This is a genomic window from Sphingomonas sp. GW822-FHT03G08 (assembly GCF_058801135.1).
The window spans coordinates 878,214-895,833 of sequence record NZ_JBXAMZ010000002.1; the positions used below are offsets into that span (position 1 = coordinate 878,214).

Sequence of the window (17,620 nt, forward strand, 5' to 3'; positions counted from 1 at the left end):
ACCCGATGCGGTTGCGCCCGATCCCCCTGGTCCTCGCGCTCTGCGTCGTCGCCATCTCGGCGGCATCGCTCGCCGGCGTGCGCAATGCCGCGCGCGCGGCCAATGGCGCGGTGGCCAGCCAGGCGGGCAACGGCCCGCGCTACGGCCTGTCCACCGTCGGGCTCAGCTATCCCTTCGCCGCCGCCATCGCCAAGGGCTTCAGCGACGCCGCCGCCAGGGCCGGTGCCCGCGCCGTGGTGCTCGATGCCAAGGGCGACGTCCAGAAACAGGCCAACGACATTGACGACCTGATCGCCCAGAAGGTCGCCGGCGTCGCGGTGATGCCGATCGACTCCGTCGTCGCCCAGGGCTGGGTCCGCCGCGCCAATAGCCAGAATGTTCCGATCGCGGCGGTGGCGGCGCTGGTCGGCGATCCGCGCACCCGCGCGATCGACAACGTCTATCCCGGCCTCGTCGCGCTCGCTTCGCAGGACGAAGTCGCCGCCGGCCGCGCGGCGGGCTCGCTCGCCGCGACCTGGCTGCCGCGCGACCGCACCGCCCGCATCGCGATCATCGAAGGTGCTGCCGGCTTCCCCGAAGTCGAGCAGCGCGCCCGCGGCTTCCGCCTCGCGCTCGATGCCGCCGGGCTGCGCTACCGGATCGTCGCTTCGCAGCCGGGCAACTGGACCAGCCAGGGCGGGGAGGCGGCCTGTCAGAACATCCTGGCCGCCCAGCCCGATATCGACCTGTTCTATAACGAGGCCGACGACATGGTGATCGGCTGCGCCCGCGCCGTGCGCGCGGCGGGCGCAAAGGCCCGGCTGATCGGCGTCGGCGGCTCGAAGCTCGCCATCGCCTCGATCAAGGCCGGCGCGGTCGACGGCACCGTCTGCTTCAAGCCCGAGGCGCTGGGCGCGCTCGCCTTCGAAGCGCTGCACGACAAGGCCCAGGGCGCCTCGCGCTTCCGCACCTATCCGATCCCGGCGGTGACCCGGGCGACCGTCAGCGAATGTGTCGGCCAATGGTAGGCGCGCCGCTCCTCAGCCTCGCCGGCGTCGAGAAGATCTGGCCGAACGGCACCGCCGCGCTGCGCGGGGTCGATCTCACCTTGCATGCCGGCCGCGTCCACGGGCTGCTCGGCGCCAACGGCGCGGGCAAGTCGACGCTGATCAAGGTGCTTGCCGGCGCGATCCCGGCGAGCGGCGGCACGATCCACTGGCGGGGCGAACCCGTGCACTGGACCAGCCCGCGCGCGGCACGGGCGGCAGGCGTGGCGACGATCTACCAGCATATCCCGCTGGTGCCGACGCTGTCGGTGGTCGAGAACATGCTGCTCGAGCGTGCCGGCGGCTGGCGCGCCGATCGGGCAGGGCGCGCCCGCGCCGCCGAAGTCGCTGGGCTGCTCGGCAATCCCTTCGATCTCGATGCGCTGGTCGGCGATCTGCCGATCGGCACGCGCCAGATGGTCGCGATCGCCCAGGGGCTGATGGCCGATCCGGCGCTGCTCATCATGGACGAGCCGACCGCCTCGCTCGCCGAACATGAGCGCGAACGCGTCTATGCCGTGGTCCGCCTGCTCGCCGCACAGGGCCATGCGGTGCTGTTCGTCTCGCATTTCCTCGACGAGATCCTGTCGCTCACCGACGAAGTCACCGTGCTGCGCGATGGCCGCGCAGTGCTGCACGCCCAGACCGCGACGCTGGACGAAGCGGCGATTGCGGAAGCGATTGCGGGCCGTTCGGTTCAGGCGCTCGAACGTAGGTCGCGGGCCAGGCCGTTGGGCGCAATCGTGCCCACGGCACTTTCTGTTCCCCGGCGAACGCCGGGGCCCAGGGTAACAGAGCAAGACGGCAGAGAAACTCTGGGCCCCGGCGTTCGCCGGGGAACAGCTGGGGTGACGATCCCGCCTGAAGGTCGATACGACCTGACCCCGTCAGATCCACCCGCTCTCGAACTGCGCGACCTAGCTTCCCCCGGCAAGCTCGCCCCCACCAGCCTCACCGTCGCAGCCGGCGAGATCGTCGGCATCGCCGGCATGCTCGGTTCCGGGCGCAGCGAGCTGCTCCATGCGATCTTCGGCGCCGATCCCGCCGCGCGCGGTACGGTGCTGCTCCACGGCAAGCGGGTGGGTCCCACGCCCGAGGAAGCCGTGGCGGCCGGCATCGCGCTGGTGCCCGAAGATCGGGCGACCCAGGGGTTCGTCGCCGGCATGAGCGTCGCCGAGAATATCGCGCTGCCGCGCACCGGCCTGTTCCAGTCGCCGGGGCAGGAGCGCGAAGCCGCATTGGCGGCGATCGAGCGGCTGGCGATCAAGGTGCAGGGGCCCGATGCCCCGGTCGGCGAGCTTTCGGGCGGCAATGCCCAGAAGGTGGTGATCGCCAAATGGCTCACCCCCGATACGCGGCTGTTGCTGCTCGACGAGCCGACCGCCGGCATCGACATTGGCGCGCGCACCGACATCCTCCGGCTGATCCGCGGGCTCGCCGATGCAGGCCTGCCGGTGCTGCTGGTCAGCTCCGAGTTCGAGGAACTGATCGGCATCTGCGATCGCATCCTGGTGATGCGCGACGGTCTGGTGATCGCCGAAGTCGATCCCGAAACCACCGACGAGGCGGCGCTGATCCAGCGCGCCAGTGGCAATTTTCCAAGCACAGGAATGGCTGCATGATGCAGACGACAGACTGGCGCGCCGGCCTCGGGCTGCGCAAGGCCGGCATTTACTACGCGCTGCTGATCCTGCTCGCGCTGCTTGCCGGCATCGCCCAATCGCGCGGGCTCCCGGCCTATCTCTCGGCGCAGAATCTCGGCAACATCGCCTATCAGGCCTCGCTCGTCGGGATCATGGGCGTGGCGATGACGGTGATGCTGATCACCGGCGCCTTCGATCTCTCGGTCGCCTCGGTCGCGGCGCTGGCGGCGGCGGTGCTGGTCGGGCTGGCGCCGAGCATCGGCTTTCCGCTGGCGGCACTCGCCGCGATCGTCACCGCGGTGTCGGTCGGCCTGTTTAACGGCGTGATCGTCCAGTTCGTCGGCATCAACGCCTTCATCGTGACCCTGGGCACGCTCACGGCGGTGCGCGGGCTGGTGCTGGTGCTCACCGATGGCCGCTCGCTGATGGTCGAACAGCCCGAAGTGCTCCAGCAGATGCTGGCCTTCGAAAGCACGCGGGTGCCGCTGTTCTGGCCGCTGCTCGCGCTGGCCGTCGCGCTGTTCGCCTACGCCGCCTTCCGCCGCCGGATCGCGCTGGGGCTGGGTGGTGTCGTCGTCGCGGGCCTGGCCTTGCTGGCCGGGCGCGATTTCGCAGTGGCGGCGCCGGTGGTCTATCTCGCCTTGTTCACGGCTTTGGTCTGGGCGGTGCTGCGCTTCACCGTGGTCGGCCGCCGTATCTACGCCGTGGGCGGCAACGCCGAGGCAGCGCGGCTGTCGGGCGTCAACGTCCATGCCTACAAGCTCGGCGCCTTCATCCTGTCGAGCGCGGCAGCCGGCTTTGCCGGGGTGCTGTTCGGCTGCCGGCTCGGCGCGATCAACCCCACCGCGCTGCAGGGTGCCGAGCTCACCGTCATCGCCTCGGCGATCCTGGGCGGCACCTCGCTGTTCGGCGGGGCGGGGAGCGTGCTCAAGACAGTGGCCGGCGCGCTGCTGCTGTTCACGCTCACCAACGGCTTCAACGTGCTCGATCTGGGCGCCAGCTATCAAGGGCTGATCGAGGGCGTGGTCGTGATCGCCGCGGCTGCGATCTACACGGTTGGTGGCGATCGCCGCCGCAAGGAGGCGGCGCGATGAGCCGGCTGCGCATCGCCGTCCGCCGCTTCGGCCCGTTCGAGAGCGCGATCCGCAAGCAGTTCGACGATTTCCTGCGCGTGACCGGCCGTGACGCGACGCTGGAAGCCGTGGCGATGGACCTCAATCCGCTGCACGAAAGCGCGATTGCCGGGCGCGGGCTGGCCAGCGGCGAATGGGACATCGCCTTTCTCAACACCGATTGGCTGGCCGAGGCGGTGGCCGACGGGTTGCTCGAGGATCTGGCGCCGCATCAGGCGCGCGCGCCGATCCCCGACTGGCCCGATGCCTGGAGCCCGTCGCTCACCGGCCTCCAGCAGTTCGGCGGCGGGTTGTGGGCGATGCCCTATCATGACGGGCCCGAATGCCTCGTCTATCGCAAGGACCTGATCGCCGAGCCGCCCGCGACCTGGGCGGAATTCCATGCGCTGGCGCGGGCGCATCATGCGCCGGCGGAGGATCGCTACGGCACGGTGCTCGCGCTCTATCCGGACGGGCACAACAGCTTCTACGATTTCTGCATCCATGTCTGGTCGCGCGGCGGCGAGGTTTTCGACAGTCTCGGACGGCCCGATCTCGCTTCGCCTCAGGCGCATGAAGCGCTCGATTTCCTGCGCATGCTGGCGCGCGATACCAGTGCGATCGCCCCCGATTGCCGGTCGCTCGACAGTGTCGCCTCGGGCGGGCTGTTTGCCGAGGGCAAGGTCGCGCTGATGGCCAATTGGTTCGGCTTCGCGGCCTATGCCGATACCGCGCCGGAGAGCCGAGTGCGCGGGCTGGTCGATGTCGCGCCGCTGCCCGGAAACGTGTCGCTCAACGTCTTCTGGGTGCTGGCGATCGGGTCTGGCTCGGGCAACAAGCCGCTGGCCTGGGATTTCCTGCGCCACTGCGCGACCGCACCGATGGACCGGCTGACCACGAGCGAGGGCGCGATCGGCGTGCGGCGCTCGACCTGGCTGGATGCGGAGATCAACGCGCGTCTGCCCTATTATCACCGGCTCGAATGGCTGCACGCGCATGCCCGTTCGATGCCGATCACGCCCGATCTCGCGCGGATCAGCCATATCGTCGACGATCTGATGACCGCAGCGGTCACCGGCGATCGCCCGACGGCCGAACTGCTCGCCGAAGCGCAGAGCCGCGCAATCCGATGAATGCTCCCATGAACCACAAGCTCCAGCAAAGCTGGCCGATGCCCTCGGCCCCGCGTCCGATCGTCATCCTCGGCACCGGGGGGATCGTTGCGGACGCGCATCTCCCTGCCTATCTCAAGGCCGGTTTCCCGGTGGCCGGGCTCTACGATGTGGATCGCGGGCGTGCCGAGGCGCTGGCGGCCGAGTGGGGCGTGCCCCGCGTGTTCGCCTCGCTGGAAGAGGCGGCAAAGGCGGATGCGGTCTTCGATATAGCCGCCCCGCCGGTGGCGCACGGAGAGATTCTCGAATCCCTCCCCTATGGCGCGACGGTACTTCTGCAAAAGCCGATGGGCCTCGATTTGCAGGCCGCAACGGCAATCCGGGACACCTGCCGCAAGCGCGGCCTGGTCGCCTCGGTAAATTTCCAGCTCCGCTATTCGGCGATGATGCTGGCGATACGGGATGCGGTACGACAGGGCCGGCTGGGCACGCTGACGGAAATCGAAGTCCGCATAAACCTCGCCACCCCCTGGCACCTGTTCCCGCATCTGCGGAGCAACAAGCGGGTCGAGATCGTCAGCCACTCGATCCACTATCTCGACGCGATCCGCGCGCTCGTCGGCGAGCCGGAAAGCGTGTTCGCGCGCAGCTTCGATCATCCCTCGGGCGAGCTTGCCGATACGCGGACCTCGATGATCCTCGATTACGGCCCGACATTGCGCTGCCTGTTGTCGATCAACCACCAGCATGATTTCGGCCGCCGCTTCCAGGATGCGAGCTTCCGGGTGGAGGGCCTGGAAGGCGCGGCGATCGCCACGCTGGGCGTGCTGCTCGACTATCCGGCCGGCGAACCTGACGCGCTCTGGTTGACCGATCGGCGGCGGGACTGGGAGCAGGTGCCGCTGACCGGCGCCTGGTTCCCCGACGCATTCATCGGCCCGATGGCCAATCTCCAGCGCTTCGCCGCGGGAGAGGACACGGTGCTTTCCACCCATGTCGAAGACGCGTGGCGCACCATGGCGCTCGTCGAGGCCGCTTATCGCTCGGGCGACCAGTCCGGCATGTCCATTCCCAGACCCTGAAGGACCCTATTGTGACCGACCTTACCGGAAAGACCGCACTCGTGACCGCCGCCGCCCAGGGCATCGGTCGCGCCTCGGTGCTCGCCCTTGCCGCTGCTGGCGCGCGGGTGATCGCGACCGATATCGACGAAGTGCGGCTGGAAGGACTTGCCAGCGACCGCGTCGAGACGCGGCGGCTCGACGTGCTCGATCCTGCCGCGGTGGCTGCGCTGGCTGATGAGACGATCGATATCCTGTTCAACTGCGCCGGCGTCGTCCACGGCGGCACGGTGCTCGAGACCAGCGACGCCGATCTCGACTTCGCCTGGCGGCTCAACGTGATGGCGATGGTGCACACCTGCAAGGCGGTCATCCCCGGCATGGCTGCGCGCGGGGGCGGGGCGATCATCAACATGTCGTCGGTAGCCTCGAGCGTGAAGGGCGTGCCGAACCGCTTTGCCTATTCGGTCACCAAGGCGGCGGTGGTCGGGCTCACCCGCTCGATTGCCGCCGATTTCGTCGGCCAGAACATCCGCGTCACCGCGATCTGCCCTGGTACGGTCGATACCCCGTCGCTGCAGGAGCGCCTGGGCGCGGGCGGCGACTATGAAGGCACACGCGCCGCCTTCGTCGCGCGCCAGCCGATCGGGCGGATCGGCACGCCGGAGGAGATCGCCGACCTCGTCGTCTATCTGGCGGGCGCGACCTACACGAGCGGGCAGGTGCAGATCATCGATGGCGGCTGGACGATCTGAGCGGAGGCAGGGTGATGACGATCGATCGACGGAGTGTGCTGGGCGCCGGGGCAGGTGCGGTGGGGACGATGCTGCTGCCGGGATCCGCGAGCGCGGCGCCCGATCGTCTGGCGCCCTATCGGACGTCCTACAAATATCCCAAGCTGATCCTCGGCGGGTCGGGCATTCCCGGCAGCTTCGACGAGAAGGCGGTCGATTGCCCGTTCGTCTTTTCCGCCAACGGCAAATTCTACCTGACCTATGTCGGCTTCGACGGCACCGGCTACCAGACCGGCATCTGTGAATCGACCAACCTGGTCGACTGGACCCGCAAGGGGGTGATCCTGGCCCGCGACCCGAGCGATCCGATCACCCGGTTCAACATCGCCTGCGCCTCGATCCTGCGGGAGAACGAGCTGCAATCGCCAGCGCGGCTGGTCAAGGTGGGTGGGCGTTATGTCGCTGCGTGGCATGCCTATCCCAATGCGGGCTATGAGGAAGGGGCGGCCGTGATCGGGCTCGCCTGGAGCGACGACCTGTTCCACTGGGAGCGCGGGCCCGTGATCCTGCGTGCCGAGGACGGTGCGGAATGGGAGCGCGGCGGGCTCTACAAGCCCTATCTGGTCAAGATCGGCGACACCTTTCACCTCTATTACAACGCCAAGACCACCGGTCGCCCCTGGAAGGAGCAGACGGGCCTTGCGATCTCGAAGGATCTCAAGAGCTGGGCACGGCATCCCGCCAGTCCCTTGATCCGCAACGGGGCTGAGGGCGCGCCCGACTTCCGCTTCGCGAGCGACCCCGTCGTCGTCTCGCACCGCGGGCAATGGGGCATGTTCTATTTCGGCCTCGCCAAGGACGGCTATGCGCGCGACCTGTTCGCGTTCGGCGACAGCCCGACCCGGTTCACCAAGGCGGACGAGGTGCTGATCGATGTCGGGCCCCCCGGCTCGATCGACGAGAAATTCGCGCACAAGCCGGCGGTGATCCACCACGACGGCGCGCTCTACCATTTCTACTGCGCGGTGAGCGGAAAATGGCCGAACGACGTGCGCGGGCTCGCAGTGGCGCGCTCGAAGCCCTGGTGAGCGATCAAAATATTTGACTCGGCAAAACTGCAGAAATAGCTTCGCTGAATAATCATATTAGAATATTATTGATGCGGTTGCGTAGGAGCCGGCGCCCAGTGAAGAGCGGGTGCCGAGGAGCGCTCTGACGCGGGGTTGCCGCGCAAACAGGGAGAGGGATGATGGCACACGCCCAACGGCGGTGGAGGCCGCTGCTTGTCTGCTTGAAACTCGTCGCCGTGCTGGTCGGCATTGGCGGCGGTGTTGCAGCTTCGGCGGCGACGATCGAGGGCAAGCTCCAGCAATGGCGCGATGTCCGGCTCAGCTTCAACGGACCGAAGACGAGCGAGACCGCCGATCCCAACCCCTTCAGCGACTATCGGCTGAACGTCACCTTCACCAACGGCAGCAAGACCTATGTCGTGCCCGGCTATTTCGCCGCGGACGGCAATGCCGCCGAAACCAGCGCGAGCGAAGGCAGCATCTGGCGCGTCCATTTCGTGCCGGACGAGGCCGGTATCTGGAGCTATCGGGTGTCGTTCCGCACCGGCAAGGACGTGGCGGCGAGCCAGGATCCGGGCGCCGGCACTGGGGTCTCGATCGATGGCGAGAAGGGTACGCTCCAGATTGCGGCGGCGGACAAATCGGGCCGCAACAAGCTCGACAACGGCATGCTGCAATATGTCGGCCAGCATTTCCTGCGCTATTCCGGCAGCGGGAAATACTTCGTGATGGCGGGATCGCAGAGCCCGGAGAATTTCCTCGCCTATTACCAGTTCGACAACACCAAGGACTATCGGGGGGCGAAGGGCTTCGCGGCCGAGGACCAGCTCCACCATTACGACCCGCACGTCCGCGACTGGAAGGCCGGCGACCCGACCTGGCAGGGCGGCAAGGGCAAGGGCATCATCGGCGCGCTCAACTATCTCGCGTCGAAGGGGATGAACTCCTTCTACACGCTGACGATGAACAACTACGGCGACGCCATGGATATCAATCCATGGATCTCCTACGACGCGCATACCCGCTATGACGTGTCGAAGCTGGCCCAGTGGGAGATCGTGTTCTCGCACATGGACCGGCTGGGCATGCAGGTCATGCTCATCACCCAGGAAGAGGAAGGCGAGCAGACGCTCGGCAAGCTCGGGGTGGAGCGGCGGATCTATTATCGCGAGCTGATCGCGCGCTTCGCGCATCATCGCGGGGTGATCTGGGATCTCGATGAGGAGATGGACCGGTTCCGCTATTTCACGACGCGGGACATCGAGGAAATCTCCAACTACATCAAGGCGATCGATCCCTGGAAGCACCCGATCCAGTATGTCCAGTGGAAGGCGGAGATGATCGCCGACGACAAGACCTATGGTCGGCTGCTCGGCTTCAAGAACTTCGATGCGACCGCGCTCCAGCACGATCCCGAGAACACCCATGCCGAGACGATCAAGTGGCTCGACAAGTCGGCGGCTGCCGGACATCCGTGGCTGGTCCAGCTGATCGAGATGAACCCGGGCGTGCGCACCGACATCGAGGATCCGGGCCACGACAAGGTCCGCAAGCTGGCGATCTGGGGCCATTACATGGCCGGCGGCACCGGGACGATGTTCTTCTTCACCGATCCGATCGGTGATCTGAACATGGAGGACTTCCGCAGCCGCGATCAGCTGTTCGACCTGATCCGCCACGCGCATGATTTCGTCAGCAACTATCTGCCGGTGACCGAGATGAAGCATGCCGATGCGCTGACCCCGGCGACCGACGACTATGTCCTGGCCAAGCCGGGCGCGGTCTATGCGGTCTATCTGCCAGAGGGCGGCACGACCACGCTGGATCTGTCGGCGGCGACGGGGCCGTTCGAAGTCAAATGGTACAATCCGCGGACCGGCGGCGCGTTGCAGAACGGCAGCGTGCGGACCGTCCTGGGTGGGGCCGCCGTCACGCTCGGCACCGCACCGAAAGGTGCCGCCGGCGACTGGACCGTGCTCGTCCGCAAGACTGGCACGCGCTGAGCGCAGAGAGGATCAAGCCATGAACAAGCTTCTACTCACGCTCGTAGCCCTGCTGCTCTCGCCCGCTGCCCTCGCGCAGGAAGGCGGCGGCGGCGCGGAGGTCGTGTCGCCGATGAACAGCAGCATGCTCGTCAAGATGAACACCTCCATCAGCAGCACCGCCAGCAAGCCCGGCGACCCGATCACCGGTATGCTGATCGATCCGCGCGAGCTGCGCGGGGCGGTGATCGAGGGCAAGGTGGTGCGCGCCGATCACGCCATCCTCGACTTCGCGTTCGACCGGATCATCGTCGGCGGGAAGGTGATCCCGATCCAGTCGCGGATCGTTTCGCTGACCAGCTCCAAGGGCAATGAAGGCCGCGATGACCTGGACAACCGGGTGCGTATCGAAGGCGTCGGCATCATCGCCTTCGGTACCGCCACAGCAGTCGACGAAGGCGCGGAAGTTCGCATCACCGCGTGGAAGCGGTGAGCACCAGGATCATGGAGAAGACCAGGATGATATCGGGCAAGCGCATTTTTGGCGCGTCGGTGGCGATGGCCGCGCTGGCGCTGGCCGTGCCGGCGGCGGCACAGGTGCCGGGCTATGAAGCCAAGGTCGATGCCAAGCTGAAGCAGGTCAAGGCGGGGATCGCGAAGGGGCCGTTCAAGTCGGACTGGGACGCGCTGCGTGGCAAGTATCGCACGCCCGAATGGTTCCGCGATGCCAAGTTCGGCATCTTCATCCATTGGGGGCCGTACTCGGTCCCGGCGTTCGCCAATGAATGGTATTCGCGCAACATGTATGTGCCCGGCAACGCTGCGTACAAGCATCATGTCGAGACCTACGGCCCCCAGTCCAAGTTCGGCTACAAGGACTTCATTCCGCAGTTCAAGGCGGAGAAGTTCGACCCCACCGCCTGGATGAAGCTCTTCCAGGACGCCGGAGCCAGATATGTCGTGCCGGTCGCCGAGCATTGCGACGGCTTCGCGATGTACGCGTCGGACTTCACCGAATGGGATGCCTCCAAGATGGGGCCGAAGCGCGACACCACCGGCGAGATTGCCAAGGCCGCGCGTGCGGCGGGCCTGCATTTCGGCCTGTCCTCGCATCGCGCCGAGCATTGGTGGTGGTACTATATGGGCCGCACCTTCGATTCCGACGTGAACGATCCGAAGAATGACGGCCTGTACGGGCCGGCGGCGCCGATGGGCCTGCCGGCCGACAGGCCCGAGAGTTGGCCCGATGGTGGCCAGCTGCAGACCTGGATGCCGCCCAACAAGGCGTTCCTCAATGACTGGATGGCGCGCACCTCGGAGCTGGTCGACAAGTACAAGCCGGAGCTGATCTATTTCGACTGGTGGACCGCGGCGCCCAGCTTCGAACCGCTGATGCGCGATACCGCAGCCTATTATTACAACCGCTCGGCGGGCTGGGGTCAGCAGGGCATCATCGCGTACAAGGGCGGGCAGTTCGCCGAGGGCAGCGCGCTGTTCGACATGGAGCGCGGCAAGACCGACGCGCTCAAGCTGACGCCCTGGCAGTCCGATACCTCGGTGAGCGTCCATAGCTGGGGCTATGCCAGGAACGACAGTTACCGCACGGCGCAGTCGCTGATCTCCGACCTGATCGACATCGTCAGCAAGAACGGCAATCTGCTGCTCAATGTCGGCCCCAAGGCCGATGGGACGATCCCCGACGAGATCGCCCAGGTGCTACAGGGCATGGGCGGCTGGCTCAAGGTGAACGGCGAAGCGATCTACGGCACGCGCCCGTTCCAGTTCTTCGGTGAGGGGCCGACCAAGTCGGGTCAGGTGCGCGTGGGCGGCCAGGTCGAGGAATCGGCGGTGAAGGGCTACACGCCCGCCGACATCCGCTTCACCACCAAGGGCGACAATCTCTACGCGCTGGGGCTCGAGCGGCCGAAGGACGGCGCGGTGCTGATCAAGACGCTCTATGCCGGCACGCCCTATCTGACGGCGCCGATCAAGAGCATCGCGCTGCTCGACGGCGGCAAGGTCGAATGGGAGCAGACCCCCAAGGGGCTGCGCATCACGCTGCCGGCGGTTGGCGACGGGGCCTATCCCTACGCCCTCCGCATCCGCACGCGCTGAATCAACGAAAAGGCACGGCCGGGCCAGGTGCACCGGCCGGCCGACACTCAGGGGAAGATATCATGAAGCGGTTCGCTTGCCTGTTCACCGCCGCCGCGCTTGCGGGGACGGCGCTCTCTGCACCTGCCTCGGCGCAGGACATTCCGATGCAGCCCTTCCCGGTGGACCATGAGGCCCGGGTCGATTCCGGTGCCGATGCCCGTTTCCTGCTCGATGGGCCGGCGGGCAAATACGGCTTCATCCAGGCGCGCGACGGCCACCTCTATCGCGGCGACGGCAAGCGCTTCCGCTGCTGGGGCGTTAACCTGACCGGCTGGACGATCGGCGGCGAGGAGATCCCGTCGCACAAGGATGCCGAAACCTATGCCAATGCGCTGGCGCGGCTGGGGGTGAACTGCGTCCGCATGCACTTCCTCGACCGGCCCGACACGCCGGACCAGATGCGCAACGAGGGTACGAACGGGCCGGTCACGCACGGCCCGCGCGGCCTGATCCGCGGCGATGTGAACAACAGCCGCGAGATCAATCCCGAGCGGATGGAGCGGCTCGATTACTGGTTCGCGCAGCTCAAGAAGAACGGCATCTACGTCAACTTCAACCTGAATGTCGGCCGCGTCTTCAAGCCCGGTGACGGGGTGCCCGATGTCGATCTGATCAACAACGCCAAGGCCTTCACCTATTTCGGGCCCGAGCTGGTCGCGCTGCAGAAGGAATATGCGAAGCAGCTGCTCGGCCACACCAACCAATATACCGGGCTGCGCTATGCCGATGATCCGGCGGTGATGACCGTCGAAGTGGTCAACGAGAATTCGGTGCTCGAATTCTGGATGCGCAACTGGCTGCGCGGCGAGCGGGTGAAGGGCGGGGCCAACTACCAGCTCGACATGACGCCGCATTACCAGGCGCTGCTGGTCGACAAGTACAATGCGTGGCTGGCGAAGAACCGCACGCCGGCGCAGGTCGCCGAGCTGCACCGCATGGCGGGCGTGATGGCGGACAAGCCGGTGCCGTTCATGCGGCGCGGTGACCATCCGGATGCGCCGCGCCTGCGCCTCGACGCCGAGCTGGCGTTCCTGACCCAGGTCGAGATCGACTTCCACGCCGACATGAAGCACTTCCTGAAGGACGAGCTGGGCGTGAAGTCGCCGGTCGTACCGATGGCGGACCACACCTACTTCATCGCCAACCAGCCGCTGATGCGCACCGCGCTCAAGGGCGATATCGTCGATGCGCATGTCTATTGGCAGCACCCGGCGATCTATGGGCGGCGCAACGAGCCGATGGTGAACAGTCCGGAATTGTCGATCATCCAGAAGCTGGCGCGCAGCACCGCTGTCGGCAAGCCGTTCACGGTCAGCGAGGTCAATCACCCGTTCCCGAGCGAATATGGATCGGAGATGATCCCGATCCTCGCCTCCTATGCGGCGCTGCAGGACTGGGATGGCATCTTCTTCTACACCTTCGAGACCAAGATCAGCGGCGAGTGGAAGCCGGCGATCGCCGACCATTTCGACATGACGCTGGACCCGGTGAAGATGGCGCAGATGCCGGCGGGGGCGATGATCTTCCTGCGCGGCGACGTTTCGGCGGCGAAGACGGTGCTGACGCGGTCCTATTCGACCGACCAGATCAGCGAGGCCTCGCGCCTGCCGCGGGCCGAGATGCCCTATTACACGCCGGGCTTCGACAAGATGATCCCGCTGGTGCACGGCTCGCGCGTCTCGTGCCTTGATTGCAAGCCGAGCCTGCCCGCGCCGCTGCCGCCTGCGAACCCGATCGTCTCGGATACGAAGGAGCTCAGCTGGAAGACCTCGGACGGCAAGGACGGCATCGTCAGTGTCGATACGGCGCGCAGCCAGGCGCTGGTCGGCTTCGTGCGCGAGAACCCGAAGGTGCAGACGCGCAACCTCTCGGCCGAGATCGCCAACCGCTTCGCGACGATCACCCTGTCGTCGCTCGACGGCAAGCCGATCAACCTGTCGAACCGGCTGCTGCTCACCACGACGAGCACGACCCAGAACACCGGCGCCACCTGGGATGAGCGCCGGGCGATGCTGACCAACTGGGGTACCGCGCCTACGCTGATCGAGCCGGTGACCGGCTGGATCCAGCTCAAGGATCTGGAAGGCGCGATTGGTGTCTTTGCCCAGCCGCTGGACGGGGCGGCGCGTCCGATCGGCAAGGAGATCTCCGGCAAGATGATCGAGCCGGGTTGGGAGATCCGCGTGGGCGCGCCGGCAACGACCAGTTATCTGATCCGCGTCGAGCGCTAGGCATCGGTATTATGTAGTTTCGGCACCCTTTAGCTCCCCGGCGAAAGCCGGGGAACCTAAGTGTTGAATATCGATACACCCCAGTTACCGGCAGCCCTGCTTCAGGATCTGGGGCAGGGCGGTCTTCGCCATGCGGGTATAACCCGCATCGTTGGGGTGGAGATGATCGCCGATCTGCTCGGCGAGGCGCATCGTGCCCGGCTGGCCGGGCTCGTCCATCGCCTTGTCGAAGTCGATCAGGCCGTCGAAACGCCCTGCATTGGCGCGGATCCAGGCATTGGCCGCTTGGCGGCGCTGCTCGCCCGCCGCATCGGCATAGGCGGCGCCCTGATAGGGCAGCAGGGTGCCGAAGATCACCTTGAGGCCCCGTGCCTTGGCTCGCGTCAGCAACTGCTCATAGGCGGCGATCAGGCTGGCGGCGGGGGGCTGCCAGTCCTTGCCCGGGTTCCTGACCGTGCCGATGTCGTTGATGCCCTCGAGGATCACGACATGGGTGGCGCCCGGGACCGACAGCACATCGCGATCGAAGCGGGCGAGCGCGCCGGGGCCGCGACCCTGGCTCAGCAGGCGATTGCCGCTGATCCCGGCATTGGCGACCGCCCAGCAGCGGCCCTGCGGATTGGCGGGCAGCATCCGGCCGAGCTGGTCGGGCCAGCTCATCGCCTTGGAGGCGCCGGCGCCTTCGGTGATCGAATCGCCGAAGGTTACCAGCACCTTGGTTGCCGCAGTGCCGGACAGCTCCAGCGCGCTGACCACGCCCGAGGCGCGGGCGCGGCGGGGGCTGGGAAGCGTGAGTTCGGCGCTGGCGTCGCCGCTGGCGATGTCGACCATCTGGGCATGGGTGGGCGGCGCCACTTCGCCGGGGAAGTAGAGCGAGACCGCCAGCCGCTCGCCGGCGGCCACCGGATAGGCGAGCGGATCGGAGAGCATCGGGGCACGGGCGGGGATGCGAACATCCCGCGCGGCGCCAAAAGTCAGCGTGCGCAGGCTGCCGGGCACCGGTTTGCCCTCGGCGTCGAGACGGAGGATCGAGGCGCCACCGATGCGGAGCGCCTCGTCGGCAAGCTCGTTGCTGAGGCGGACACGCAGCGTCTTGCCGGCAATGCCTGCGCGCAGCTCCTGGCGGACCGTCTCGGCCTTGAACGGGCGGCCGAGCGCCTTGCCGTCGCGCGTGTCGGGCTCATAGCCGATCGGCGGGCCGGACCAGGCGGGTACCCAGCGATAGGGGCCGCTTGCCGCGCCGGCGAGGAGCAGGGCGGCGAGCGAGAGCGTCAGCGGCTTGATCATTTGGCCTCTCCCAGCGTGAACCAGGCGATGCCGTGCGCGGCAACCTGGCCGTTCGTCCAGTCGCCGCCCACGGGCTTCGCACCGGCGGGTACGGTGAGCGGACGGGCCTGCTTGCCGTGGTTGATCGCGATCAGCACGCGCTTGCCGCCACCGGCGCGGACGGCGATCTCGAGATCGGGGTCGGCGCCGGGGATTACCGGACTCACTTTCGCATCGGCGAGCAGGCTGGTGGCGAGCTGCTGCATCGTCGCCGGATCAAGCCAGGCGCCGACATAGGTGATGCTGCCCTTGCCGACCTTGCGGGTGACGATCGCGGGCTTGCCGTCGAGCCAGCCGCCCTTGTCGGCATAGGTCGCGCGAACCTGCACGTCCTTGGCCAGCGGGGTGATGTCTTCGGCCCAGATCGTCGCCTTGCCCGCGACAGCACCGGTCACGCCGATACTTTCGTCCAGCGCATAATATTGGGCGATTTCAGCGCCAAGCAGCCCGGCGAGCGGTCCGGGCTGCTTCTGCGGCCAGAGCGCATTGGCATCGTCGCGCATGCCCGAGCGCGGGCCGAGCACGAGGTTGCCGCCGCCGCGGACATAGGTTTCCAGCGCCTTGGCCTGTGCTTCGGTGAGGACCATCAAATTGGGGGCGACCACCAGCTTGTAGCGGGCGAGGTCGGCTTCAGGCGCGACGACATGCACGCCCTGCGCCTGGGTGCGCAGCGGGCGGTAGAAGTCGGTGAACGCCCTTATGGCGTCGAAGTCCTTGTGATGGCGCTGGATATCGATCGCCCAGCGGCTGTCATAGGAGAAGAGCATCGCGACCCCGGCGGCGGGGGCGGTGTCGGCGAGCAGGGGCGCGGCGGCGACGAGATCGGCGGCGGTGCGGGCGATCTCGGGCTGGATCGGGTTGGGCTTGCCGTCCTGCCCCAGCACCGCGCCGTGATAGGTCTCCTGGCCGTTGGCGGCCGGTCGCCACTGCCAGTAGAGGACGGCATCGGCGCCGTGCGCTACCGCCTGCCATGCCATTTCGCGGACCTGGCCGGGGTCGAGGGCGCGGTTGACCGGCGCCCAGTCGACGCGGCCGGGCTGGGTTTCCATCAGCCAGAAATTGCGCTGCTTGTAGCCGCGGACGAGATCGTGATTGGCGCCGTTCGCCACCCAATCGGGGCGGCCTTCCTGGATGTAATTGTCCCAGGAGGCGATATCGAGATCGCGGTGCATCGCGAAGTGATCGAAGCCCGCATTCCAGAACATCGTGTTGGTGGTGACGAAGGCGCGGGGATCGATCAGCGGGCGGATCGCACGGACCTGGTTCTGGACATAGTCGGTCCAGGTCGCGGTGGTGAAGTGCTTGAAATCGAGCAGCAAGCCCGGGTTCTGCTGGCCGGTGGCTCGCAGCGGGATCTGGCCGAAGTCGTTGTAATGCTGGCTCCAATATTCGGTGGTCCAGCGGCGGTTTAGCTCGTCGATGCTGCCGTAGCGCTTCTGCAGGAAGGCGTGCCAGGCAGTTACCGATTCGGGATCGAACGAGGGCGGGCCGACTTCGTTGTCGATCTGCCAGCCGACTACCGCGGGATCCTTGCCGTAGCGCCTGGCCATCTCGACCGCGATGCGGCGGGAGAAGTCGCGGTAGCGGGCGCTGGCGAAGGAGAAGTGGCGGCGGCCGCCATGGCCGGCGCGGGTGCCGTTCTCGTCGACCCGCAGCACCTCGGGATATTTCTGGGTGAGCCAGGCGGGCGGGGCGGCGGTGGGGGTACCGATCACTACCATCATGCCGTGCTTCTTCGCCGCCGCGATCGCGCGGTCGAGCCAGGCGAAATCGAACTTGCCTTCCTCCGGCTCCATCCGGCTCCAGGCGAACTCGCCGACGCGTACCGTGTTGAATCCAGTGGCTTTCATCAGCGCGAGATCGACGTCCCAGCGCGCTTCCGGCCATTGCTCGGGATACCAGGCGACGCCGACCGCGATGGCCGGCTTGTCGGCAAAGGCAGTGGCGCGGTCGAGGCTGCCTGCCCGCGCCAAAGCCGCCGGGGCGGTGGTGCTCAGGGCCAATGCCAGCACTGCCCATCCTGCCCAACGGGCCATCCTCTCTCTCCCTTGTCGTTTCATACGCTTTTGGTTGCAAAGGTGATGCCGCGAGATGACCCGGAGGCCAAGCCTTATTTATCGTTTTATATGATGTTTTGACCTGCTAGGTTACGGCAAAAGAATAGCCG

13 protein-coding genes are annotated in these 17,620 nt (G+C 66.9%); 11 read left to right on the forward strand and 2 right to left on the reverse strand.

Features of this window, described 5'->3' with window-relative positions; translation table 11 throughout:
- Nucleotides 1–5: 5 nt before the first annotated feature.
- The 11 genes from AC1RJ5_RS21305 (at nucleotide 6) to AC1RJ5_RS21355 (ending at nucleotide 14,127) form a co-directional block, all read left to right on the forward strand.
- Entirely contained in the window at nucleotides 6–1,007 is a 1,002-nt protein-coding gene (locus AC1RJ5_RS21305) for a sugar ABC transporter substrate-binding protein (RefSeq protein ID WP_493115572.1), read from the forward strand.
- Nucleotides 1,001–2,647 (forward strand): sugar ABC transporter ATP-binding protein, encoded by a 1,647-nt coding sequence (locus tag AC1RJ5_RS21310; protein WP_493115574.1) that lies wholly within the window; start codon nucleotides 1,001–1,003, stop codon nucleotides 2,645–2,647. Before AC1RJ5_RS21305 ends, AC1RJ5_RS21310 begins: the two co-directional genes overlap by 7 nt.
- The gene (locus AC1RJ5_RS21315) at nucleotides 2,644–3,762 is read left to right on the forward strand and encodes an ABC transporter permease (protein WP_269575986.1); all 1,119 of its coding nucleotides are present in this window, start codon (nucleotides 2,644–2,646) and stop codon (nucleotides 3,760–3,762) included. The genes AC1RJ5_RS21310 and AC1RJ5_RS21315 overlap by 4 nt, the downstream gene beginning before the upstream one ends.
- Complete coding sequence (locus AC1RJ5_RS21320; RefSeq protein WP_493115576.1) at nucleotides 3,759–4,913, forward strand: extracellular solute-binding protein; 1,155 nt, start codon at nucleotides 3,759–3,761, stop codon at nucleotides 4,911–4,913. Before AC1RJ5_RS21315 ends, AC1RJ5_RS21320 begins: the two co-directional genes overlap by 4 nt.
- Before the next feature lie 8 nt (nucleotides 4,914–4,921).
- Entirely contained in the window at nucleotides 4,922–5,974 is a 1,053-nt protein-coding gene (locus AC1RJ5_RS21325; RefSeq protein ID WP_269575984.1) for a Gfo/Idh/MocA family protein, read from the forward strand.
- 11 nt (nucleotides 5,975–5,985) lie between these two features.
- Complete coding sequence (locus AC1RJ5_RS21330) at nucleotides 5,986–6,708, forward strand: SDR family oxidoreductase (protein ID WP_269575983.1); 723 nt, start codon at nucleotides 5,986–5,988, stop codon at nucleotides 6,706–6,708.
- Between the two features lie 14 nt (nucleotides 6,709–6,722).
- Nucleotides 6,723–7,775, forward strand: a complete 1,053-nt coding sequence (locus tag AC1RJ5_RS21335; protein WP_269575982.1) for a glycoside hydrolase family protein — start codon at nucleotides 6,723–6,725, stop codon at nucleotides 7,773–7,775.
- A 203-nt stretch (nucleotides 7,776–7,978) separates the two neighbouring features.
- Nucleotides 7,979–9,760: a DUF5060 domain-containing protein gene (locus AC1RJ5_RS21340; RefSeq protein WP_493115579.1), complete on the forward strand. Its 1,782-nt coding sequence runs from the start codon at nucleotides 7,979–7,981 to the stop codon at nucleotides 9,758–9,760.
- 19 nt (nucleotides 9,761–9,779) lie between these two features.
- On the forward strand, nucleotides 9,780–10,232 hold the full coding sequence (locus tag AC1RJ5_RS21345) for a hypothetical protein (protein WP_342251363.1): 453 nt from the start codon (nucleotides 9,780–9,782) through the stop codon (nucleotides 10,230–10,232).
- Nucleotides 10,229–11,854, forward strand: a complete 1,626-nt coding sequence (locus AC1RJ5_RS21350) for an alpha-L-fucosidase (protein ID WP_493115581.1) — start codon at nucleotides 10,229–10,231, stop codon at nucleotides 11,852–11,854. The genes AC1RJ5_RS21345 and AC1RJ5_RS21350 overlap by 4 nt, the downstream gene beginning before the upstream one ends.
- Before the next feature lie 62 nt (nucleotides 11,855–11,916).
- Entirely contained in the window at nucleotides 11,917–14,127 is a 2,211-nt protein-coding gene (locus AC1RJ5_RS21355; protein WP_493115583.1) for a hypothetical protein, read from the forward strand.
- 84 nt (nucleotides 14,128–14,211) lie between these two features.
- On the opposite strand, the gene AC1RJ5_RS21360 is transcribed toward AC1RJ5_RS21355, so the two are convergent.
- Nucleotides 14,212–15,414 (reverse strand): SGNH/GDSL hydrolase family protein, encoded by a 1,203-nt coding sequence (locus AC1RJ5_RS21360; protein WP_493115585.1) that lies wholly within the window; start codon nucleotides 15,412–15,414, stop codon nucleotides 14,212–14,214.
- Nucleotides 15,411–17,489, reverse strand: coding sequence for a beta-galactosidase (locus AC1RJ5_RS21365; protein ID WP_493115587.1), 2,079 nt, complete (start codon nucleotides 17,487–17,489; stop codon nucleotides 15,411–15,413). Before AC1RJ5_RS21365 ends, AC1RJ5_RS21360 begins: the two co-directional genes overlap by 4 nt.
- Between the last annotated feature and the right edge of the window lie 131 nt (nucleotides 17,490–17,620).

Excerpts from the sequence above, each read along its gene's own strand:
- AC1RJ5_RS21355 (WP_493115583.1), top strand. The coding sequence starts at position 11,917 with ATGAAGCGGTTCGCTTGCCTGTTCACCGCCGCCGCGCTTGCGGGGACG.
- AC1RJ5_RS21325 (WP_269575984.1), top strand. The coding sequence starts at position 4,922 with ATGAACCACAAGCTCCAGCAAAGCTGGCCGATGCCCTCGGCCCCGCGT.
- AC1RJ5_RS21320 (WP_493115576.1), top strand. The coding sequence starts at position 3,759 with ATGAGCCGGCTGCGCATCGCCGTCCGCCGCTTCGGCCCGTTCGAGAGC.
- AC1RJ5_RS21360 (WP_493115585.1), bottom strand. The coding sequence starts at position 15,414 with ATGATCAAGCCGCTGACGCTCTCGCTCGCCGCCCTGCTCCTCGCCGGC.
- AC1RJ5_RS21310 (WP_493115574.1), top strand. The coding sequence starts at position 1,001 with ATGGTAGGCGCGCCGCTCCTCAGCCTCGCCGGCGTCGAGAAGATCTGG.
- AC1RJ5_RS21315 (WP_269575986.1), top strand. The coding sequence starts at position 2,644 with ATGATGCAGACGACAGACTGGCGCGCCGGCCTCGGGCTGCGCAAGGCC.
- AC1RJ5_RS21345 (WP_342251363.1), top strand. The coding sequence starts at position 9,780 with ATGAACAAGCTTCTACTCACGCTCGTAGCCCTGCTGCTCTCGCCCGCT.
- AC1RJ5_RS21335 (WP_269575982.1), top strand. The coding sequence starts at position 6,723 with ATGACGATCGATCGACGGAGTGTGCTGGGCGCCGGGGCAGGTGCGGTG.
- AC1RJ5_RS21365 (WP_493115587.1), bottom strand. The coding sequence starts at position 17,489 with ATGGCCCGTTGGGCAGGATGGGCAGTGCTGGCATTGGCCCTGAGCACC.
- AC1RJ5_RS21305 (WP_493115572.1), top strand. The coding sequence starts at position 6 with ATGCGGTTGCGCCCGATCCCCCTGGTCCTCGCGCTCTGCGTCGTCGCC.